Source organism: Shewanella sp. SR43-4, assembly GCF_014163845.1.
In the GTDB taxonomy this organism is placed as follows: Bacteria; Pseudomonadota; Gammaproteobacteria; order Enterobacterales; family Shewanellaceae; genus Shewanella; species Shewanella vesiculosa.
This window is the reverse complement of sequence record NZ_JACJEB010000005.1, coordinates 130,866-153,984: the sequence shown is the minus strand read 5'-3', so window position 1 is coordinate 153,984 and position 23,119 is coordinate 130,866. Positions and strand designations below refer to the sequence as shown.

General features: G+C 41.8%; 18 protein-coding genes. 9 read left to right on the top strand and 9 right to left on the bottom strand.

Annotated elements, in window-relative coordinates; all coding sequences use genetic code 11:
- Nucleotides 1-2: 2 nt before the first annotated feature.
- From H5123_RS07345 to H5123_RS07330, 4 genes are all read left to right on the top strand, one after another.
- Entirely contained in the window at nucleotides 3-2,921 is a 2,919-nt protein-coding gene (locus tag H5123_RS07345; RefSeq protein ID WP_182697528.1) for a PAS domain S-box protein, read from the top strand.
- Between the two features lie 433 nt (nucleotides 2,922-3,354).
- A complete protein-coding gene (locus tag H5123_RS07340) occupies nucleotides 3,355-3,870 on the top strand; it encodes a VF530 family protein (protein ID WP_124015512.1) in 516 nt (171 codons plus the stop codon).
- A 336-nt stretch (nucleotides 3,871-4,206) separates the two neighbouring features.
- On the top strand, nucleotides 4,207-6,789 hold the full coding sequence (locus H5123_RS07335; RefSeq protein ID WP_182697527.1) for an acylase: 2,583 nt from the start codon (nucleotides 4,207-4,209) through the stop codon (nucleotides 6,787-6,789).
- A gap of 227 nt (nucleotides 6,790-7,016) precedes the next feature.
- Nucleotides 7,017-8,486, top strand: a complete 1,470-nt coding sequence (locus H5123_RS07330) for a carbon starvation protein A (protein ID WP_182697526.1) — start codon at nucleotides 7,017-7,019, stop codon at nucleotides 8,484-8,486.
- 76 nt (nucleotides 8,487-8,562) lie between these two features.
- Here H5123_RS07330 and H5123_RS07325 read toward each other — a convergent pair whose 3' ends face one another.
- Nucleotides 8,563-9,777 carry a 4Fe-4S binding protein gene (locus H5123_RS07325; RefSeq protein ID WP_182697525.1) on the bottom strand — a complete coding sequence of 405 codons (1,215 nt, stop codon included), beginning with the start codon at nucleotides 9,775-9,777 and terminating at the stop codon, nucleotides 8,563-8,565.
- Between the two features lie 245 nt (nucleotides 9,778-10,022).
- Between H5123_RS07325 and H5123_RS07320 the strand changes: the two genes are divergently transcribed.
- Together H5123_RS07320 and H5123_RS07315 are read left to right on the top strand one after the other, a co-directional pair.
- Nucleotides 10,023-11,045, top strand: a complete 1,023-nt coding sequence (locus H5123_RS07320) for a DUF2817 domain-containing protein (RefSeq protein ID WP_124015516.1) — start codon at nucleotides 10,023-10,025, stop codon at nucleotides 11,043-11,045.
- Nucleotides 11,046-11,054: 9 nt separating this feature from the next.
- Nucleotides 11,055-11,855, top strand: a complete 801-nt coding sequence (locus H5123_RS07315; protein WP_182697524.1) for an alpha/beta fold hydrolase — start codon at nucleotides 11,055-11,057, stop codon at nucleotides 11,853-11,855.
- Nucleotides 11,856-11,895: 40 nt separating this feature from the next.
- Here the strand turns inward: H5123_RS07315 and H5123_RS07310 are convergent, their stop codons facing one another.
- Genes H5123_RS07310 through H5123_RS07295 form a run of 4 tightly spaced genes read right to left on the bottom strand, consistent with a single transcriptional unit; the run spans nucleotide 11,896 to nucleotide 16,117 of the window.
- A complete protein-coding gene (locus H5123_RS07310) occupies nucleotides 11,896-12,795 on the bottom strand; it encodes a LysR family transcriptional regulator (protein WP_182697523.1) in 900 nt (299 codons plus the stop codon).
- A 28-nt stretch (nucleotides 12,796-12,823) separates the two neighbouring features.
- Nucleotides 12,824-14,410: a cryptochrome/photolyase family protein gene (locus H5123_RS07305; protein WP_182697522.1), complete on the bottom strand. Its 1,587-nt coding sequence runs from the start codon at nucleotides 14,408-14,410 to the stop codon at nucleotides 12,824-12,826.
- An 11-nt stretch (nucleotides 14,411-14,421) separates the two neighbouring features.
- On the bottom strand, nucleotides 14,422-14,562 hold the full coding sequence (locus H5123_RS07300) for a DUF2256 domain-containing protein (RefSeq protein ID WP_182697521.1): 141 nt from the start codon (nucleotides 14,560-14,562) through the stop codon (nucleotides 14,422-14,424).
- Nucleotides 14,552-16,117, bottom strand: coding sequence for a cryptochrome/deoxyribodipyrimidine photo-lyase family protein (locus H5123_RS07295; RefSeq protein ID WP_259395603.1), 1,566 nt, complete (start codon nucleotides 16,115-16,117; stop codon nucleotides 14,552-14,554). The genes H5123_RS07300 and H5123_RS07295 overlap by 11 nt, the downstream gene beginning before the upstream one ends.
- 174 nt (nucleotides 16,118-16,291) lie before the next feature.
- On the opposite strand from H5123_RS07295, the gene H5123_RS07290 reads away from it, so the two are divergent.
- Entirely contained in the window at nucleotides 16,292-16,930 is a 639-nt protein-coding gene (locus H5123_RS07290) for an NAD(P)-dependent oxidoreductase (RefSeq protein ID WP_182697520.1), read from the top strand.
- A gap of 1,230 nt (nucleotides 16,931-18,160) precedes the next feature.
- Here the strand turns inward: H5123_RS07290 and rnk are convergent.
- Together rnk and H5123_RS07280 are read right to left on the bottom strand one after the other, a co-directional pair.
- Nucleotides 18,161-18,574: a nucleoside diphosphate kinase regulator gene (rnk, locus tag H5123_RS07285; RefSeq protein WP_182697519.1), complete on the bottom strand. Its 414-nt coding sequence runs from the start codon at nucleotides 18,572-18,574 to the stop codon at nucleotides 18,161-18,163.
- 255 nt (nucleotides 18,575-18,829) lie between these two features.
- Nucleotides 18,830-19,732, bottom strand: coding sequence for a LysR substrate-binding domain-containing protein (locus tag H5123_RS07280; RefSeq protein ID WP_182697518.1), 903 nt, complete (start codon nucleotides 19,730-19,732; stop codon nucleotides 18,830-18,832).
- Nucleotides 19,733-19,904: 172 nt separating this feature from the next.
- On the opposite strand from H5123_RS07280, the gene H5123_RS07275 reads away from it, so the two are divergent.
- Together H5123_RS07275 and ybaK are read left to right on the top strand one after the other, a co-directional pair.
- Complete coding sequence (locus H5123_RS07275) at nucleotides 19,905-20,870, top strand: TDT family transporter (RefSeq protein ID WP_124015524.1); 966 nt, start codon at nucleotides 19,905-19,907, stop codon at nucleotides 20,868-20,870.
- Nucleotides 20,871-20,942: 72 nt separating this feature from the next.
- Nucleotides 20,943-21,416: a Cys-tRNA(Pro) deacylase gene (ybaK, locus tag H5123_RS07270; protein ID WP_124015525.1), complete on the top strand. Its 474-nt coding sequence runs from the start codon at nucleotides 20,943-20,945 to the stop codon at nucleotides 21,414-21,416.
- Between the two features lie 133 nt (nucleotides 21,417-21,549).
- Here the strand turns inward: ybaK and H5123_RS07265 are convergent, their stop codons facing one another.
- Together H5123_RS07265 and H5123_RS07260 are read right to left on the bottom strand one after the other, a co-directional pair.
- On the bottom strand, nucleotides 21,550-22,230 hold the full coding sequence (locus tag H5123_RS07265; protein WP_182697517.1) for a DUF2057 domain-containing protein: 681 nt from the start codon (nucleotides 22,228-22,230) through the stop codon (nucleotides 21,550-21,552).
- 22 nt (nucleotides 22,231-22,252) lie between these two features.
- Nucleotides 22,253-23,098, bottom strand: a complete 846-nt coding sequence (locus tag H5123_RS07260) for an RNA pseudouridine synthase (RefSeq protein ID WP_182697516.1) — start codon at nucleotides 23,096-23,098, stop codon at nucleotides 22,253-22,255.
- Nucleotides 23,099-23,119: the final 21 nt, after the last annotated feature.

The window sequence follows — 23,119 nt, the reverse complement described above, 5'->3', positions numbered from 1 at the left end:
TTATGTTAAAGCAAATACCTTTGTTAAATCGTATTAAACCGCATTCATCGGCAATCACTTTTGTATTTGCGGCAGTGTTAATGCTGATTATTTGTCATTTTGTTTATTGGCAAGAAGTCGGCTCGATACAGCGTGAAATTGATACCGTCGCGCGCGCGAAAGCCGACATACTTAGAGAACACATAGATAACTTAAAACGTGAAACTTTATTCCTATCTAAACTGCCTGATGTAAAAGGCATTGCATCACTTGCTCACCAACCAGTATTAGACACTGAACAGCAAGCCCAATTTAATACCCATATTGCTCACTTAAAAGACGTATTTAAATATTATATTCAAAGTATTCCTGAGCTAGAACAAGCGCGTTTTATTGATAGTAAAACCGGCTTTGAGACGATTCGAGTAGAACGAATGAAAGGTAGCGTAATCGCGTTACCTGATTCATCTTTACAACAAAAAAGTGATAGAGATTATTTTATTGAAGCTCAAAAATTACAAGAGGGTGATGTATACGTATCGCCTTTTAATCTCAATCAAGAAAATGGCTCACTTGTCTTCCCTTACTTACCGGTAATGCGGGTGAGTACATTAGTTTTTTCTCAAGCGAAACCGCAAAAAGAATCGATTGGGCAAATCGTGATTAATGTGTCTGCTGAAGTACTATTTTCTCAACTAGATATCACCAGCACTTACTCAAATATTAATATCTATTTAGTCAATGATGCTGGTGATTACTTACTTCATCCAGATAAGACGAAAACCTTTGGCTTTGATATTGGTCAACGATACACACTAGAAGACGATTTTACTGATGTTGGTGACGGTATGTACCTCACCAAGGATGACAGTGATTTTTTTAGTTGGCTTAAGGTCTTATTTTTTTCTGAGGAGAATGTTTACTTAGATAGCACCAATACACAGCGAAAAGTGGTGGTGCTTGCGGTGGCAAATAATCACCTAGCAATAACCAAAACACTCACGGTGATTTTTTGGTATTGGGTCATTATTGGCATTTTAATACTGCTATTGAAGAACACAAAAAATGAAGTCGCATTAAAGGCTAAGCAACAACACCTCAATACTGTTTTGACTATGGAGCAAGAACTAAACTCAATATTAAGCCATGCCCCTAATGGTATTATGGTGGTTAATCGACAAGGTATTATCACCCTCGCCAATACTCAAGTTGAACGTATTTTTGGCTACTCTCAAGGTGAGTTGTTAGGCCAATCGATGAATGTACTATTACCGGCAAGGTTTTGTCATATACACCCTAATTTTATGCAAGCGTTTTTCTCTGCACCTGAAACTAAATTAATGGGCGGCGGTCGAGAATTATATGGCTTACACAAAACCGCCAAAGAAGTACCGCTTGAGATAGGTTTGAGTGTTATTGAATATAAGGGTGAGTTACAAGCTATTTGCGGTATTGTTGACATCACATTGAGAAGGCAATTAGAGCATTTGTTTGAGATGGTTGTAGATACCTTACCCAATGCGGTTTTGCTGGTTGATTATAATGGCGTTATTGAGTTAGTTAATAAACAGACTGAGAGGTTGTTTGGTTATTCAAGAGACGATCTCTTAGGTAACAATATTGCTATGCTGGTGCCTGAGTCTTTTCGTGAACAGCATTTAGCCTGGCGACAATCGTTCTTTATTGCCGCGGGTGAAGAGATTGATACCGAACGCTATTATATTAGTGGTTTATGCAAAGATGGCACTATATTCCCGTTATCCATTGGGTTATGCACTATTGAAACGCATAAAGGTAAAAAACTGCTTTCATCTATTGTTGATTTAACGGATAGCGAACTCGAAGCAAGCGCATTAAAAAAGGTCACCGAAAATTTAGACCGCACCAGTAAAATGGCTGGCATTGGTGGCTGGGAGCTCGATTTAATCACCAACGAGTTGTTTTATTCTGAAGAGACCTATCGTATTCATGGCTTGCCATTGGGTTCTAAATTATCTCTAGACGAAGCAATTGCATTTTATACGCCAGATTCACAACCGATTATCCGCAAAACCCTTACAGAAGCCATTGAAATGGGGAAAGATTGGAATGTTGAGGTGCGTTTTACTAATGCTGCCAATAAGCTCATATGGGTCAAGGTTGCGGGCACTATAGAGTATGAAAATGGTAAAGCCGTTAGGCTTGCAGGAACCATGCAAGATATTTCAGAACGCAAATATTTCATTGAGGAACTTTCCAGAAGTAATACCGAACTGGATAACTTTGCCTACGTTGCCTCGCATGATCTTAAATCGCCTTTACGCGGCATTGATCAATTAGCCAGCTGGTTAGAAGAAGATTTAAAAGACAAATTAGAAGATGAAGATGCTGAGCATTTACGCTTAATGCGTGGTCGTATTAGCCGGATGGAAAAACTGTTAGATGACTTACTCTCCTATTCAAGAGCGGGCAAAAAAGGCGATGTTATTCATTCAATTAATATAAAGTCTGTGGTCGAAAATGTGTTTGATTTATGCAATACCAAAAATGCCTTTTCGCTGGAGTTTGAGTCCGCGACAACCGACATAACGACTGCTAGTGTGCCACTTGAGCAAGTGATAAGAAACCTGATTAATAATGCGATTAAACATCATGACACCGGAAAAGGCACTGTATATGTATCTATGGTGGTGAATGCTCCTTTTTATGAATTTGTTGTTAGAGATGATGGCCCAGGGATACTTGATGAGTTCTCTGAGAAAATATTTACCATGTTCACCACCTTAAAACCTCGAGATGAAGTGGAAGGCAGTGGCATGGGATTAGCGATTGTGAAAAAGATAGTGGTCGCCATGGGGGGCGAAATTAGCTTAGATACGAGTGTGCAAAAGGGCGCTTGTTTCAAGTTTACTTGGCCAATGGAAATACAAAACTTGATGCCCAACACCAGAGATGTCGAGTAGTGTTAATTTTGCCATCGTATGGGTTATCGTTGAAAAAAGATTTTATAGGCGCCTCAGCACTTTAGTTTAGCACTTTAGCTCAGCTCTTTAGTTCAGCAACTTAGCTTGGCACCTGATTGGTAAGCTAAATTCCGCTGTAAATCGCCACATAAACTGAAATGTTTAGCCCCTACGGATAACTCAACAGTTAGCGTATCTGTTGAGTCTTTTGGAGGCGATGTTTGGTTAATTTATAAAGTCGTTTATTTGGGTGTCACTATTTATCGCTTATACGCTTAATAATGAAATAAGTGATAGTGAAGCGTCATCTGTAAGAAAGTCCATTTAATTTCAATACGCATCAGCGACTATGCAAGATGCATAAAGACGATAGCGTCATTTCACGGTAAACTATGTAGATTGTAGAGACAGCTTTTTGAGGTCATGAGAAAACATGGTAGAACTGCAGCAAAATAATCCACTTCACGGTTTAAAATCAGAAACGATGATTTCTGAGTTAGTGGCATTTTATGATTGGAAAATTTTATACGCCGCGTTGCGTTTAGAATGTTTCAACACTAATCCCAATATAGAAGCTTGTGTTAAGTTTCTTAAAAAAACCGAATGGGCCAGAGAACGCGTTGAAAATTTTTATTTGTATCGTTTTAAGCGTATGCCAAAAGGTAACTCTGCACAATTTGAACTAAAACCCCGAGAACGTGGCTTTGCTGACGGTATTTTACCACGCAAACCGCAACCTTTAACGGTTGAGTTAGTCGCAGAAATGAAAGCCAAAGCAACCGCCGATTATGAACAAATGAAGCATAATCAAAGTCGTTCATATGCTTCTCCGTCATCAGTTTCATATTCATCATCGAGTCGTTCAAATGACAGCGATGCAGCGACACAGCGTAGTAATAAAAATAAGCCTCAGCCGACATTTGATCCAAACAATCCGTGGAATAAATAACGGCTCGATTAATCTCATGTCCATACTAACGCAACCCAAAGATAATCATAATATTTTTGGGTTGCGTTTTTTATTGGGCATAAATTATATCTTAGTTAGCGATATAGCGTTCAGTGCCTTTCTAAGATTAGGTTGGCTATTTTTGTCAAGGTGTAGACACGCGACACAATGATTGCTTAAATAGAAATGCATGTCTTTGTTGTAATTAACTACGGCGCATTCGTATCAAGGTAACTGGGGTTATGTTGGTCGTGCTGTTAGCTTAATTTGAGGCATAAGGGATTAAGTACCTCACCCATTTTGCTATTAGCATTGGGATACAACAGGATAATAATAATGAAACTGAATAAAACCTTACTCGCCATGGGTATCGCATCTAGCGTGGTTATTGTTGGTTGCGGTGACGACACTCAATACGGTAAAACTCCTCAAGTCACACCTGAGCCTGAAGCCGCTCCTCTACTGCAAGCTTTTGCCCCTAATGGCACTTTAAAAGCGCAAATTCGTCGTACCCAATATGGGGTGCCGCACATTACCGCTGACAATTTAGAAAGTCTTGGTTTCGGTAACGGTTATGCCCAAGCCCAGGATAATTTATGTGTGATGGCGGATGGATTTATCAAAGCCAATTCAGAACGGTCGATGTACTTTGGTCCTCATGCATCGCTTGATTTTACAACTGGTCTTCCGACCAGTGAAGATAACGGTAACCTCATTTCCGACTTTGCATATAAAGCGTTAAAAATACGCCAGCTTGCTGAAAACCAATATTCGCAGTTTAGTTATAATTCGCGAGCACTAATGGAAGGGTTTAGTGCTGGATATAATCAATATCTTAGCGACATTGAAGCTGGGACTCAAACTGGCGAACCATTTTGCGCCGGTCAGCCGTGGGTTAAACCCATTACCGGTGTTGATGTGGCCAGCTATTTATTTTCTATTGCATTATTACCTGGTGCGGCAAACTTTTTAGATTTGATTTTTTATGCTAACCCCGGTGATGGCCAAGAATATTTACCGCGTATAGTGGGGCCGGCACCGTCTGCAGCACAGACCGCGTTTGTACATGATATGAACAACACTTTAATTGCCCGTGCGGCAAACATTACCACTCCAGAAACGAATCCTCGTAATTTGGGATCTAATGGCTGGGGATTAGGCAAAGACAAAACCGAAAATGGCAAAGGTATGGTGTTGGGTAATCCACATTTTCCGCATACTGGTAATTTACGCTTTTGGCAGTCACATTTAACCATCCCAGGACAAATGGATGTGATGGGCGGTTCGTTAGTCGGTATGCCAGGGTTGGTTAACATAGGCTTTAACAAAGATGTTGCTTGGACGCATACCTTTTCTACCGCCGAACACTTTGTAATGTATAACCTTGAGTTAGTTTCAGGTGATAGATTGCAATATTTGTATGACGGTTTGCCATTGCCGATCACCAAAGAAACGGTTTCGATATTAGTTAATGGCGGCGCGGCAGGCATGCTGGTGGCGGAAAAAGATATTTATACCACAGCTAAAGGTCCAATGGTTGAAGCGCCGCCCACATTAGCGCCGTTTGGGTGGGATGATGGCCAAGCTTTCTTTATTCAAGATGCCAATATGGCCAACAAAGATCCGATTGATCATTGGTTAGCCATGAACCTCGCTAGCAATAAAGATGAATTTCAACAAGCGTTTAAAAATTATGATGGGGTAATATTCAATAACACCATGTATGCCGATAAAGAAGGTAATGCATTTTATATTGATGATTCTACTGTGCCGGGTTTTTCTGATTTAATGATCGATATTATTAGAACCACCCCAGCGATTGTTGCGGCTAAAGCACAGGCGGGATTTACTATTCTACCTGGTAATACCTCCGCATTTAGTTTTAGCGAGCCTATGCCTTACGAGCGTGCGCCCAAGCTTGAGCGAAGTGACTTTGTACAAAATTCAAATAACTCATTTTGGTCGACCAACCTTGCTGCTCCTTTAGAAAACTTCTCTCCTTTATACGGACCAGAACGAGGCCCATTGTCGCTCCGCACTCGCATGGGGTTAACCTTAATGAATGATGCTGCGGGTGATGACGGGAAATTTAATATTGACGAATTAGAAGCTGCTTTGTTATCTAACCGCGCCTATCTCGCTGAAATTGTGTTAACTGATTTAATTAGCCAATGTGATCAACAAGGTTCTACGCCTGTGATGGTGAGTGCAACATTGTCTAAAGATATCTCAGCATCGTGTGCAGCATTAAAAGCCTGGAACGGTAAACAAGATAATGACAGTAAAGGGGGAGCGTTAATTCGTGAGTTTGCCCATCAATTTGATCAAAATACTATGTTAACTGAGCCGTTTGATTATATGAGCGCCGCAAGCACACCTAATAAGCTTAATACTGATGGCAGCGCATTAATGGCTTTAGCCCATGCGGCGTTGAATCTCGAAGCGGCAGGCTTTGCTGTTGATGCTGCATTAGGGGACGTGCAATTTGTTGAAAAGTCACTCCCTGATGGCAGTGCTTCTGGGGTTAAGTTACCTTGGCCTGGTAGTCATAATGCTGAGGGGGGATTCAACGTATTTTCAACCAGCTTATCTGGTGATGACACCTTAATCCCTCAACATAAATACGCACCAGTATTAGATGTTGTGACAGGTAAAGCGACAGCATCAGGATTAACCGCACAAGGATATCAAGTGCGTTATGGTTCAAGTTGGATGATGACCGTCAGCTTTACTGATGATGGTCCTAAAGCAAAAGGTATTTTGACTTATTCGGAATCGAGTAACGTACTAAGCCCGAGCTTTTCTGATCAGAGTGAATTGTATTCTACACAAAAGCAGTTACGTCCATTGTTATTCACTGAGGCAGAGATCCAAGCATCACTTGAATCCACTACAGAGCTGACCTACCAACGAAATTAGTAGTGGTCAGACCAAATAAACCAACCTGTTAGTTGCAGGTTGGTTTTCCATCAACAATTAACTAAGTTTGTGATTAAAATCAATAAAGCTATCAAATTAGCCCCATTCTGTGCCGCTTTTAGATTATCAACCCCTACTTTGGTATAAGAAGACCTAGCTTGACCTATTCTTGTAACTACAACAAACTCACAACTAAATATTATTATAATTAATGGGATAACAAAACAATGTTGATTTTTCTTATTTGTATTGGCGTGCTGCTGCTTGCATACAAGTTTTATAGTCCGTTTGTAGAACGACAAGCTGGTATTGACCCTAACGCAAAAACCCCCCAAGCGCGTTTTGAAGATGGTGTTGACTATGTTCCTGTTCATCCAGCGAAAGCGTTTTTAATTCAATTTCTTAATATTGCCGGAGTTGGACCGATATTCGGCCCCATTTTAGGTGCGTTGTACGGCCCTATTGCACTGGTGTGGATTGTGCTTGGTAATATACTGGGTGGCGCAGTACACGATTATTTTTCTGGCGTAATGAGCATTAAGGAAGACGGTAAAAGCTTACCTGAAATTGCAGGGCATTATTTTAACATCTACTTTAAAGCGGCCATGTTGATCTTTACCGCTATGCTGCTGTTCTTTGTTGGCGTGGTTTTCATCATGAGCCCAGCAGGTTTGCTGAGTAACTTAGATTATTTTAAAGATACTATTTTTGCTAATAATACCTTTTGGGTATTAGTTATTTTAGCTTACTACTTCTTCGCAACATTACTGCCGATAGACAAAATTATTACTAAGCTTTATCCCTTTTTTGGCGCGCTAATGATTGTGATGACAACCTCTATTGCAGTGGCGTTATTAATCCATGCGCCACAACTTCCAGAATTTGGCGATGTGTTTGCTTATTTTAATCACAGCCACTACAACAATGATTTATTAGAGCCTAATCCAGACGGTTTACCTGTATGGCCATTATTGTTTGTCACCATTACTTGTGGTGCCATCAGTGGTTTCCATTCAACGCAAGCTCCGATTATGGCCCGTTGTTTAACCAACGAAAAGTATGTTCGTCCAGTGTATTATGGCGCCATGGTTGCTGAAGGTATTGTTGCTTGTGTATGGGCAACAGCGGGTATTGCTGCATTCCCTGGTGGTTATGTTGAGCTAAAAGCTATTCTTGCTCAAGGTGGCCCTGGTATGGTGGTTAACCAAGTCGCAACCACTTACTTAGGTGTTATCGGTGGTATTATGGCGGTTATCGCGGTTGCTGTATTCCCTATTACATCTGGTGATACTGCATTTAGATCGTTACGTCTAACCATTATCGATGCGTTTAAAATTCCACAAAGCATGACCAACCGTCTGTTAGTTGCGGTACCTGTGTTAATTATTGCTTACTTTATGACCAAAATTGACTTTACGTTAATTTGGCGTTACTTCGCATTCTCTAATATGTTGTTATCTACCAGCGTATTGTGGCTAGCGACTAAGTATCTGTTTGATCGCGGCGCGTTCCATTGGATTGTTAGTCTGCCTGCTATTATCGGTACTTGTGTGACTCTGTCGTACATTTTAACCGCCGGTATTGGTTTAGGTTTTCCACAAGAGATGAGCCAGCCAGCGGGTATCGTGGTGGGGGTAGTGTGTCTTATTGCTCTGATTGTTGCGCACAACAAGCGTAAAGTGACTCCTGCTGCATAATTTTTTACAGCGTTAATTCATTCAAAGGGCTGCTTAATGCAGCCCTTTTTTATTGTTCAGCTAAAAATCGATGTGATTAGTGACCCACACGATCAAGCTTTTGTATCAGTTCCATCTTAATACTATTGGGTGTTTGGCTGTGCCAGTAGCCACTGACGTAAGCAAATAGCGGTAACATGAACATAGTGGTCAGCAACACTATTAATATCCCTCTGGCGGACAGCTGAATACCATTACGAGTACTAAATTGTAGAGCTTGTTTTTTTGGACAAGCTGATACACAACGCATACAGGCTTGGCACTCGTCGGAGCGAATATTTTTTTGAGTATGCACTGATATATTAGCAGGGCATGCGCGAGTACATTTATCGCAACTCATGCCTTTGGCATCAATTAAACAATGTTGAGTATCGCGGCGTATTTTGAATGGGCTTAAAAAACTGACAATACCTAACAGTGCGCCATAGGGGCAAATATAACGGCAAAAACCTTGGCGACGCCATGCTGCTAAGGCAAAGATAATACTAAAACCTATTAGTGCCACTATGGATGGCATCATAAAAAACACAGCCATTTTTAAGTCAGCTACTTTGTGATAGTTGCCCTCTAAGTAGTGTGGAATACTTGCCGATGGCATAGAAATGACCAAATAAAGCAGCGCTGCGAGTAGCAAATACTTGACCATTCTCAGTGGCCAGTCAATCCATGCTGGTGGTAATAGTTCAGCATGAATAACACGCTTTCTGAGTTTATACAGGTATTCACCAGCAAGTCCCAGCGGGCAAGCCCAGCCACAAAAAGCGCGTTTGCACACCACACCAGTCAGTAGGACGACACAGAGCATCACTACCGCCGCGGGGTGATTTTGATCCCACAGGCCTAAGGTTAAAATTGCTTTAAGTTCTATGCCGCCAGCAATAGGTAAAAATGCATCACCGATATCGGGTCGCATTAACCAAGGTGTTTCTCCTGCATATAATAAGCCTGCGTTGATGGCATATTGCACCCCGACTAATAACATCGCCAGGGCAAAAAAATGTTGGCAAATTTCACGTACTTGATTGGGTCTACCTTCAGCATTAGCAAATGCAGGTTGGTATTGCCCTACTGCGGTGACGATTAATACTGACACGAGCAATAGAAGTAATAATGGCCAAAAAAAACTGGCTAAGGTAGCACCAAGTAATAATGCTCCGCTAGCGAGTGCCCCCCATTTTTTGCCACTCCAATACAGTAGGCTAGTGCTATACACTAGGGCTAGCATTAAGGTGATTGATTCAATTGTGCTCATTATCCAATGCCTGTGCTGTGGTTCTCTCGGTTAATAATGATAAAACCTCAGCATTCAAGCGAATGTGAGTTGGGTCGCCAAACTTAATAATAGTTTTCTAAATATATGATCTATATTGGTTTGTTTTATTTATGTAAACATTGTTAAGTCTTGTGTTAATTAGCTTGTTTCAATTGATTGTCATTAACCTGTCTTATTTTTTCGTTAACGTATTAAGATGATTTTGTGACAGTAAAAAGTGGCTAATGGCTAGGTTTTCATTTGAGCATTCCTTCGAGATAGACACCTTAAAGCGCTTGATTGCTCAGCATCAGCAGCAATTTCGCCATCAGTCCTTGGCAGATTTATATTACCGTGGTGAAAAATTGTCGGTTACAGCCATTGAGCTAGGTCAACAGCAACAGCCATGTCCTACGGTATTGTTTGTTGGCGGGGTCCATGGGGTTGAGCGCATCGGTGCTCAAGTGATTTTGGCCTTTTTAGACAGCCTACTCAATCGGTTACCATGGGATACTCACTTACAGCAATTACTGCAACACGTGCGCTTAGCCTTTGTCCCCGTGGTGAATCCGGTTGGCTTTTTGCGTGGCAGTCGAGGTAATGGTAACAATGTTGATTTAATGCGTAATGCTCCCATTGATTCAGATGAAGACGTGACCTTTCTTGTCGGCGGTCAGCGACTTTCGCCGCGTTTGCCTTGGTATCGAGGGCAAAATGGTATGGAGCTAGAAACCCATGCGTTAGTGAGCTATGTGCAACAATTACAGCAAGACAGCAGCAGTGTTATGGTGCTCGATGCTCACTCAGGTTTTGGTTTACAGGATCATTTGTGGTTTCCCCATGCGCATACTCGACAACCCTTTGAAGGCATAGGTTATATTTATCAGTTAATGCAGTTGTTCGAAAAAGGCTATCCGCATCACAGCCATTATCAGTTAGCACCTCAAAGCCATTTCTATCGTACCCACGGTGATATTTGGGATTATTTGGTGGCGAGTAATGTCAGCGGGAAACCGTTTATTCCGTTAACCTTAGAAATGGGCTCGTGGGCTTGGGTACGTAAAAACCCACGTCAGCTATTTAACTTCTCTGGTTATTTTAATCCACAAAAAACACATCGCCATCAACGTATTTTACGCCGTCACCTGGTATTAATGCAGTTCATTATAGATGCAGCTTATGCGCAAATTATTGAACAAATAAAACCCCAACAACTGACGCAATTGACTCAACAAGCTAAGCGCTTCTGGTCTAAAAAGGCTAAGTGAGGATAAACGATGACCACCTTAGTGTTACTCAGAGGCTTAATGCGCGACAGCCGCCATTGGTATGGTTTTGACCAGCGTTTAAACCAGCAAGGGCTCAATGTCATTTGTGTTGACTTGCCTGGTAATGGCCTACTGGTCAATCAACCGAGCCCAGGTAAGATGCAAGACTATTGCGAGGCGGTGTGGCAACAAATTGATGCCGCTTTGCTCAAGCAGGCCATGCGGCCAAGCCAAGTTAAGTTGGTCTTGGTGGGATTATCAATGGGCGGTATGTTGGCGCTAACCATGGCGGCGCAGTGTCGCTCACGAATTCAGCATGTGGTGTTAATTAACAGCAGTGCTGCCAACTTGTCGCCTTGGTATTATCGGTTTCAATGTGTCGGCTTAGTGACCTCTATAACGCATGTTTTACTAAGGTTTTTGCGCTCTGGCTTAGCGAGCTCTCAGCAAGCCAACACAGGCAAAGGTCACTGGTTAGAAGCGATTGTCGTTGATTTTACCAGCAGGCATTTTAGTCACAACATTGAAGTGATTAATGCTTGGAGTTTACTGAGATTGCAATGCCATACATCATTTATCAATGGACTAAGGCAATTGTACGCCTCGGCCCGTTTTCATAGTCCTGAATTGAATAACATACCGGTCAGCGTGATAGTCGCCAATCAAGATAAGTTAGCTCACCCCAAATGCAGCGAACAGTTAGCGCTATTTTATCAAACACAGTTACATAAAATGGATGATTGCGGCCATGATGCCAGTCTCGATCAGCCACTGAAATTACAACAACTATTACTGGATATTATTCGTTAGAAGTCAGTTATTAGGGCTTATCGAATCGTGATTAGTGACTCTAGCTTGCTTGCCATTTTTTTATGTCTTGCTGCCAAGCATCGGCGGTAAAGTCGATAAATGCTCTGACGACGGTTTGTTGATAACTGCGCGACAAATACACGGCCCATATGGTTTTACCTGGTACCGTCAGTTGGGGTAATACTTCAACCAGTTCTTGGCGTTCAAGGTAGCCATTGGCTAAATCGGTAGGTAAACACACTATGCCATTGCCGCGACGGGCTGCATTGATTAATACGCCCATGTCGTTGGCTTGTAAATTACCGCTCACATCCAATAGGTGAGGTTGTGAGTCTGCAATTATTTCCCAGCGTTGCTGACTAGAGTGGCGCAAACAGTTGTGTTGCAATAAGTCATTAACCGATTCGATGGCTGAATGTTTGGCGAGATAGTCTGGGGAGGCGCAAATGACGCTATCAATGTGCATTAAGCGTCTAGCTATTAAGCTTTCATCTGGCTGATGGGTGTAACGCAGGGCGATATCAACCCTGTCGTTAACCAATTGTGAGACATTATCCGACAGTAACAGTTGTATATTAACCTGAGGATGTTGCAGGCAAAAAGCCTCAACTACGTCATACAGTTTGTGTTGCCCAAGTCCAATGGGCGAGGCGATACGGATACTGCCTACCAGTTCATTATTATGACTATTGGCGCGACTCTCCATCGCGGTGACTTCACTTAAAATACGCTGGCAATAATTCAGTGCTTCTTCGCCTTGTAAGGTAAGACTCACTTGGCGAGTGGTGCGATGTAATAATCGCAACCCCAACCATTGTTCAACTTCTTTGATATGGCGTGACACTTGTAAACGGCTTAAACCTAGTTGCTCGGCCGCTTGGGTAAAGCTGCCACAACTGGCCACTTCCACAAAGCTGCGTATAGCAGATATTTTGTCCATAACATCATCCTATCGCGACAGCCAAAGGTTATAAGCTTTCTATATTTTCCAATAGGTTATCGGCTTTGTTAATAATGGCCTGTTGCGTGTGCGCATCCATTTTTTGCCAGTTTTTATACACCATAGTCATGCGAGGGTTGTGTTGAAATTTCTCTTGATGGCGTTGAATAAAATGCCAATATAAACTGTTGAATGGGCAGGCGTTATCTTCTGTCTTGAGTTTGACATTGTAATGGCAGCTTTTGCAATAGTCGCTCATTTTGTTCAAATAGTTACCGCTGGCGGCATACGGTTTGGTGGCCACAATGCCGCCGTCGGCAAATTGAGTCATCCCGCGGGTATTGGGCATTTCGACCCATTCGATGGCATCAATGTAAATGCCTAAATACCACTGGTCGACGTCATCTGGATTGATACCCGCGAGTAAACTAAAACAGCCGGTGACCATTAACCGTTGAATATGGTGGGCATAGGCATAATCGAGCGACTGTTTTATGGTGTGGTGCATGCAATTCATCTTAGTGTTGGCGGTCCAAAAATACTCCGGCAGGGGTCGTTGTGCTTGCAAGGCATTTTGCGTCGCGTAGTCGGGCATATTGATCCAATAAATACCGCGGACATATTCGCGCCAACCGAGTATTTGGCGGACAAACCCCTCTACTTGGGCCAGTGAAATATCATCTTGATGCGCTTGCCAATGGGCGATAACTTTATTGATGACTTCGCTAGGTGAAATCATTTTGCTGTTAAGCGCAAACGATAATCTTGAATGATATAGACTCCAATCCGCACGACTATTTTCGGTCATTGCATCTTGGAAATGACCAAAGCGGATTAATAAATGCTGGCAAAAAAAGTCAAGTAACTCACGTGATTGGCGTCGATTAAGCGGCCATAATAATTGGCTTTCTGCTTTGCCTATGGTGTTGATATTATGGCGCTTAAGTCGGGCTAAAATATCACTGACGTCGTTGGCAAACATTAATGGCGCAGGAATATCGCCAAGGTCATTCTTTTTAAAGCTGGCACGGTTTTGCTGGTCAAAGTTCCACTGGCCTCCCAAAGGTTCTCCATCTTGCATCAGCACATTAAAACGTTTGCGCATCCGCCGATAAAAGAACTCCATTTTGGCGTGTTTTTTCGGGGTGAATTCAGTTTGAATATCGCTAAACGGCAGTAAAAAATGTTCACTGTCAGTGCTATTGATAGCAATGCCTGGTAGTAAAAGAGAGCCCAATTGCTGCGCTAAACGGTATTCGTCAGCGTGTTGGTATTGAAAATGGGTTAATTGATGCGTTGCAGTAATGTGTTCAAGCAAGGCGGGTAGGTCGGCATAGTGCTGGGTTTCATCTAAGGTCAGGTACAAAACTTGATGACCACTCTTGGCTAAGGCCTGTGCAAATTGCGCCATAGAGGCAAAAAAGGCGCAGACCTTCTGAACATGATGAGTGACGTAGCTTGCTTCTTGTCCCAACTCGGCAATCAAATACACCACATTAGGATCGACTTGTTTAAACCAGGAGTGTGACGCATTAAGTTGATCGCCCAAGATGAGTCTCAATGTGCTGGTTTCCGGCAATAATGTTGGTGAAGCATTGGTGTAAAGTGTCGTCATGGTGATTACCTTTATTCAGATTTATGTCGGCGACAGTGTTCAGAACAATATTTAACCTTGTCCCAATCTTTAGCCCATTTTTTACGCCACGCAAACGGGCGTTGGCAAACTAGACAGACTTTATGTTCAAGATGGCGTTTTTTATGTGTCATGACGGTCTTTAGCCTGAGTTGTTGTGGCTATCGGTTTGCCCTTAGTTCGTTTTCGCTTAGGGCTAACATGACGACCTAATACTGCAGCGATATGGCGTTTAACTTGAGGTTGATCGCGATATGACCACAAGCGATCGCGGGCAATTTGTGATGCCAGAGTAAGATCTATCATAGGTTCAGGGTAATCACGGCCTAAGATTAGATCATTGAAAATAGCTTCCATTGGCGGTTGCAGCCAAGGTTGATGAATATACTCATTGGGTAAGTTGGTGAGCTCTGGGCACCACAATCGAATAAACTCCCCGCGTGGATCTTGGTCTTGTGACTGCTTGATGGGATTGTATAAGCGTATGGTGTTAATGCCTGTCACCGAGGCTTGCATTTGCAGTTGCGGGTAATGGATCCCAGGTTCAAAATCGAGAAAATAATTAGCTAACGGTAAGCTAGCATGTTGCCACGCAATGTTTAAATGATGGGTCACAAAACTGACCAACATGGCGCGCATTCTAAAATTGATATAACCAGTCTCTCGTAAACAGCGCATGCAGGCATCAATAATGGGGATCCCCGTTTGGCCTTCAGCCCAGCGCTGAATATCTTGCGCTACGTTGTCGTCGCTGCGATAAGGATAATCTAAATACCCAGGGTTTACCGGGGTGAATTCCATACTGCATTGGCTTTCAAATTTCTGCATAAAATGGCAATGCCAATGTAGGCGCGACATCATAGCTAATAAAGGCTTTTTCCACGCTTTATTGCTGGTTTGCACCGCGTTATAACGGGTTAATGTCGCTTGATACACTTGCTTTAAACTGATGTTTCCCCATGCTAAATAAGGTGATAAGCGTGAACAGTGGCTGCGACTTAAGCTCGGGCTCGAAATACTGCGTTGGTAGTCTTTACCACGGTAGCTTAGAAAACTGCTCAGTATTGCTCTAGCCGCTCTAGGACCACCCGTTTGGAATTGATCGTTGTCTGTAATGATGGCCTGATCGATAAGCGGAGTATGGTAGTTGTCGAGCTTTTGCAGCTGACATTGTTGCCAATTGGGGACCGCAATAGGGCTGTTCATCACTTGTTGCCAGTGTTGATCCCAGGCTTGACGATGCTTGCGCCCTCGAACTACCGCACCTGTTGGTGATTGTTGCCAATGGATTTGTTGCTGATGACACCAGAGTGCCACCGCTTTATCGCGCTCAAAGCTGTTGTGTAGACCAATCTCTTGATGGCTGAACATAGTGTTAATTTCAAACTGTTGTGATAACTCGTCCAGTAAATCAATTATTGGCACACAAAAGGCATACACCTGACCATTAAATCGCGCCAGTTGTTGATTCATGTCTTGCAGCGACTGCCACACAAAGCGCCAATGACGTTGATTATAATGCGAGTCAGCCAACATAAATGGTTCAAAATCATAAATGAGCAAGCAGGGTAAATCATGGTTAAACGCATCGACCAGCGGCTGATGATCAGACAAGCGCAAGTCGCGTTTAAACCAGACGATATTAATAGCTTGTTTGATCGTGTCGGGCATGGCGCCAAAAAATCTCATGGTGAATAAGCTATTAGATACGCATTAGCACGCCGTTTAGATTGCTTTAAACTACACAATTATGATTTATTTTGTATCTCTAAATGAAACAATTAAGCGCAATAAGTGATATTTATCTCGGATTATGTTGTCTATACACTGGCTTCATTGTTAATTAATAGAGCGAGACAAAACATGAAACTAGCAGTATTAGGCGCAACAGGTTGGATTGGTGGCACGATCATGCAGCAGGCTATTAGCCGTGGTCATGAAGTGGTTGCCGTCGTTCGCGACGCTAGCAAAGTCAATCAAGATGTGGCCGTACGAACACTTGATTTAACCACTATGACAAGCGATGCCATAGCTAGCGCATTTGCCGACGTTGATGTGGTGATAGCGTCAATCGGTGGCCGCGCCGCACAAAATCATCAAGTGGTAGCACAAACCGCACAGCAATTATTACAGCACTTACCTCAAGCAGGCACACCGCGTTTGTTGTGGGTCGGTGGTGCTGGTAGTCTAGAAGTCGCGCCAGGGGTGACGTTAGTGTCAACAGCAGAATTCCCTGAAGAATATAAAGCCGAAGCCATCGCCCAAGGTGAAGTATTGGCAGTATTCCGCGCTACCGATTCTGCTATCAAGTGGACTTATGTTAGTCCGGCCGCCTTTATCTTCCCTGGCGAGTCCGAAGGCCAGTACCGTGTAGGTGGCGATGAATTCTTTACTGATGCAGACGGCCAAAGCCGAGTGTCAGTAGTCGATTACGCCAAAGCCATGTTAGATGAAGCCGAAAATGCCAAGCATATTAATCAACGTATTAGCGTTGCTTACTAAGTTTATTGAGTGTGCTGATTTATAGAAACAGGCCTAAAACTGTACGTAAAGGCTATGCTCTAAAAACGATGCTATTGATAGCATTTTGAGTTTAACGGTATATGCCAGATAATCATGAAACAATCATTTATCATCGTTAAATGGGTACTAGGCACTGCCTATTATCTTATATAAATCAAAGCTATAATAAAAAGGGTGCCAAAATTATTGGCACCCAGTAGCCTTAACCTTTTTTCTTTCTAGGTTTGACTATCTCTGTCGTATTTGACTCTTTTTTCAATTTACGTTTTTCTTTTAACGATAACAATGGTTTTTTCATTTCATGCTTAGACATATTATCACCTAATAATAAATAAAATATTAATAATGCTTATTTAATGCAATAAACGAGATTGTTGAAATAAATAACCCATCGCCCTCCTTAATCATCTGTCAGAGTTAATGCGTGGCTTAATTTAAAAATTTAAGCGTAGATTACCTTTCTACTCAGAATAACGTTTCTCAACCATTTAATAAGATTGTGAGACATGACTATTTAATAAATCTATTTTTAACAGTCAATATAGTTAAAATTCGCCATTCTAAGCGAGATTAAAACGATAGCAACTCAATGATTTAATTAAAGGTGAGTATTTTTTTGATCTGTAAAAACAGATGGGCGTAAAGGGACGCCCGCTTAAACGGGGAATTTTAGGGCGAAGCTCCCTAAGAAAATAATAGAATAAAATATAAGAATTGATATTTTCATAACGTCAATATAGCAGCTTAAATAATAACTTCAAGCAAATTTTTTTAAATAAAAAAGATAACAGTAACCTGAGTGATTTAAATATATGACAAGTCATGAAACCATCAGTTTTCGCTAGATTTAATAAAATTACGGTCACATCGTTATGGTCTGCTATTGATTGAAATCGCTTAATGATAAGTATGCACAATTGGTAACGTCAGTGGATCCAACCCGCTAAATCTCTCGACCCAACATACACAGATTTTTAACAACATTGAGATTAACATTTCTGGGTAAAAAGCTTCGGGATAACATTTTTAGGATAAAAAAGGCTCAATGATGCATTACATCAGAAGGTGAAAAGTTTAGTAAGAGCATGATATATTTCTATGAAAAATATCATGCTCTTAGGTTTTAATATTAAGTATACAAGGTTCAAGTGATTGATTTATATCTATATTTTTTCTATACAAGTTCAGCGTGTATCAATAATTTCGAGCTTAGCGGTTGTATTCGCCAGCTCTTTCAGGTTGATAGAAAATTTCTTTAATTTTAATTTTTATTAACCCTCCACCAGGCTTAGGCCATTCAATTTCATCACCTTGAGAAAGCCCAAGTAACGCACTGCCAACAGGTGCAAGAATAGATATTTTATCACCACTTAAATCAAGGTCTTTGGGATAAACAAGAGTCATCATAAATTCATCACGAGACGACTCTACAGTAAATTTAACTGTTGAATTCATCGTCACAATTGTAGGCGGCACTTCCGTTGGTTCAACTATATTTGCACGGGCGAGCTCTTCTTCTAGCTCATTAATGCCGACCATTTTTTTTGTCGGTAATGACTCAATTAACTTAAAGAGTCTTATAGAATCTAGTGACGAAATAGTTATTTCAGGTCGGTTACTCATTTATCCCTCAAACAGTCCAGTAATTAATGCTTTAAAATTCACCTTGTGATCAAACTTTAATTTAAAAGAAAGTTTAATGAGGTAAAATATATTGATTGTAAAATTTATGTACGATCTGAGATGCTATCCCTAATACATTAAAAATACCTTAATAAATTTAATTATTAATCTATAGTGATAAAAATATATACGCCGCCTAAATGATTAACCATAAGAACATCAATAAATCTACTATCACAACCGACCTCGATATTTTTATGTATTATCCCATTGATGGCAAAACTCAATAAAGCTTTTCAGCAGCGGGCTATGGTATTTGTCTTTATGAACCACTAACCAAAATGGTCGTTGCATATTAAGATGATTGCTCGCTTGAGGTAGATCCAGCCGAACTACGCGGCCATCGTTAATGGCATATTGTGCCGCTAAAGTTGATAAGCAACCTAAGCCGAGTCCCGCGGAAACACTGTTAATTAGCGCTTCTGTAGTATTAAGTTCAAACACTTCATGCCACGCCGCTATTTGTGGCGCTATGGTATGTAAGAAAAACTCTCGCGAGCCTGAGCCTGCTTCACGTAATACCCATTCACTGTTTTCTAAATGGCTAAATTTGCACTTAGCTTGTTGGCTTATAGGTAACTGAGGCGCTGCGATAATACACATCTCATCATGGCTGAATTGAGTAGCGATAAGTTCTGGATGATGACTTTTCCCTTCGATCAAGCCGATATCTAGTTCGTAATCCAGCAGTTTTTGGCAAATAAGCCGTGAATTAGAAATCACCACACTTTGCGAGAAATGCTGATATTGCTGCCGAAATTGGCTCAATAACCCCGGAACAACATGGTTCCCTAGGGTGTCACTGGCACCTATTTTCAATTGACCTGAAAAAGCGTGGTCTGCATCAAACAATTGGCTGATGTTATTTGCTCTACTAAGCAGCTCGTCGGCCAGTGGTAACAGCTTGTGACCTTCTTGATTAAGAATTAAGCGGTTGTTAACCCGATCAAATAGCGCATGACCGAGTTGTTTTTCTAATTCTGCCAGTGCCATGCTCACCGCTGCTTTAGACAGATATAACGCCTCGGCGGCTGCCGTTAGGGTTTTATGTTGAGTAATGCTGCTAAAAACATTGAGCTGTTTGAGTGAAATATTCATCGCGCCTGACTTAGTGAAGGTATTGGTTAATAAACCGATAAAATGGCGGCAGTGACTTTTAAACCGCTAATCGTTTAGTTTTTCTGAACGTGTGTTCCGTATAATTGGATATATATAAACAAAGTGCAAGCGTAATATTGGCTTATTCTCTGATGGGCAGTTTGAGGTTGTAATGATTCGAGCAGTAAAAAATTCACTAATGGCCGTACCAACGCCGATGGCAGGGCTGGCGTTAGGTATTGCAAGTTTAGGTTGGAGTTGGGAAAACCTTGTGGATTTACACCATTATGGACAATGGTTCTCGGCTGCTATTGCCAGTGTGTTGTTACTGATTTTGAGTGGTAAATTTATATTACATTCAAACCTATTGCGTCAAGATCTTGCTCATCCTGTGGTAGGCAGTGTGGTGCCTACCTTTGCCATGGCATTAATGGTGGTATCAAATTCGTTGGGCCATGTCTCTGCGCTAGCGGGTGATTTATTATGGTCATTTGCGGTATTGCTGCACATTAGTTTTTTAGTGGGGTTTATTTATCATCGCAGTAAGCAGTTTTCATTAACTCACATGGTACCGAGTTGGTTTGTTCCGCCGATTGGCATTGTGGTTGCCGACGTTTCTTTTTCAGGTAATGAGCATTTATTATGGGTTGCACATGGGGCACTGCTTTTTGGAATGTTGTGCTATGCGGTGATGTTACCCATGATGCTTTACCGTCTTATTTTTAGAGAACAAATTCCCGATGCAGCTAAACCAACACTAGCCATTCTAGCCGCGCCAGCCAGCTTATCTTTAGCAGGATATCTAACCATTACTCAGCAACCGTCTCCGGTGATCGTTGGGCTATTATTTGGTATTGGGGTGTTAATGACGGCAATTATTTATCTGTCATTTTTTAAGTTATTACGGCTACCTTTTAGCCCTGGTTATGCCGCTTTTACCTTCCCTATGGTGATAGGTGCGACTGCGTTATTTAAAATGTCGGTATGGATGGAAAGCATCGGCATTGCAAACGAGTATGTACAGCAAATTCATGCTTTAGCAGAACTTGAACTGCTTGTCGCTACTGTGGTGGTCAGTTATGTTTGTCTGCGATACCTGCATTTTTATCAGCCAAAGAAGGTACAACTGGCTTCTTAATTTGCAATAAATATACTATTGGTCAATGCCTTCACTAACAGTGTATGCGGCATTTAATATGAGCGAACCAGCATGACTCCAGCAATTGAAATGGCGAAAAAGCATAAAATAGATTTTGAAGTGCATGAATATCATCATGATACTAATAGTGAATCTTATGGTTTAGAAGCGGCGCAAAAACTGGCTGTACCCGCTGCACAGGTGTTTAAAACCTTGGTGGTGAGTGTGGATAATCAATCGCTGGTGGTTGGCATCGTGCCTGTATCGTCGATGCTGAGTATGAAGTTAATCGCTAAAGCTGCAGGCGCTAAAAAAGCCCACATGGCAGAAGCATTAGCGGTAGAGCGTTCGAGCGGTTATGTATTAGGTGGTGTTAGCCCATTAGGTCAAAAAAAGCGTTTAATGACAGTGATTGACGCCTCTGCGCAGCAGTTCGATTGTATCTATGTCAGCGCTGGCAAAAGAGGCTTAGAGATTTCACTAAGCCCAGCCGATTTACAATGCTTACTCAATGCTAAGTTTGCTGATATTTGCGCTCAAACATAATGACATTTGCCATTAACTAATCGCGTTGCCTTTGTGCGGGGCTCAAGCAGCTGATCATTGCACTATCAAGATTCAAACTAGCAAGAGTCAAACTAGCAAGATCCACTTCAGCAATCATAGTGATACAGGATTATTAATTTATTTTGGCTTTAAACTCTGCTTGAGTTTGGTTATTGGCTTTTTGGTACCAATAATCCAGCATTCTCATCACTTCTGCTTGGGTGATATCTTCAGCTGTAACTTCAATTACGTCAGTGCTCGGGCTAATGACCTGACTACTGTGATCGCTTGCTATGGTTGCCCCAGATACAGGATTAAGTGATGGGGTGATTACAGTGCTAGACGCGACAGCCGCTATGGCAGCAGAAGCATTATATTGAGCCATTTCTTGGACAAAATCGCGTCCAATTTGTAAGCCTGATTTAATCAATTTATCTTGGGTAAATGCAATCGTGTTACCACTGCTATCGGTTAATGTTATGGCTGGTTTTAGATTAAATTTTTTGGCACTTGCCGCTGAGTTTATTGGCGGTAGCGTTAATCGATAATCTTGCTCACTGGCGTTAAAGCGCAAGACAATTACGTCAGAGATAAAGTCATTTTGGCTACCATTATCGCGGTAACGAGCTTGATAGCGAAAGGCTATTTGCTGCATACCATTAGGCAGAGTTGAGTCTAGCAATACCTTAGACTGTTGGTGTGATGCCTTATTATTGACGAATACCGTTTCGGTTCTGTCTGGCAAGTGCAAACTAGCCGCAATAGCGTATTGGCTGAATAAACTAAAGCAAAGTAACGCGATAATGCTACGCATAATGTGATTCCGTGTAGATTGATTAAGTGGTTGTGAATGCTGGGCGATAATGCTCTGGTAATTCAAAGGTTTTTAGACTATGACTGATGGGGCATACAAAGCGGAAAAAACACGATGTTAGCGCTAAATCGGGGCAATGTTCAGCACCATTTCCATGTAAACGGTCGCCCACTACCGGATGGCCAAGACTAGCCATATGAATCCGAATTTGATGTTTACGTCCAGTGTCTATTTTTACCTGCACCTTGGATTGATCCAACGTAGCGTCGTAGGTGAGTAAGGTGGCGTATGATAGCGCGGGCTTATTATCAACAGGGCTATCAATGGTAACGGGCTTGCTCGGAAATGCACCTTCAACAATCACTTGATAGTATTTTTCTAATGCACGTGTTTCAAATAGTTTAGCGATGGCTGCAGTGGTTTTTTTACTGTGTCCAAGCACTAATAAACCGGTTGCAGCGCGGTCCAGACGATGAATAATAAACGCATTGCGTTGCGGTTGTAAGTTCAACTCGGCGTAGCGGTTGATGGTGGTGTGATCACTCCACTTTGAACCTTGGCAACGCATACCATAAGGCTTATACCAAATACTGTATTCACCTTCATCAAACAGTAACTCTGCCGGAGCAACTTGTTCGTCTAAAATATATTGATTGTAATAAAGATGCAGTTTATCTCCGGGTTGCAGAGGTTTTTTCGCGCGACGAATACGATTGGTTTGCTTGCCGTGACTGTGCCATATAGCGCCTTTTTGCATGGCATCTTTTAGCACTTGTTTACTCAAACCACTGGTTTGTGCCAGTAAATTGATAGCATCAGTACCATGTTCAGTTACATCAATATGGTATTCAGTTTTATCTACAATCATTTGCAACTCTATAGATCCATT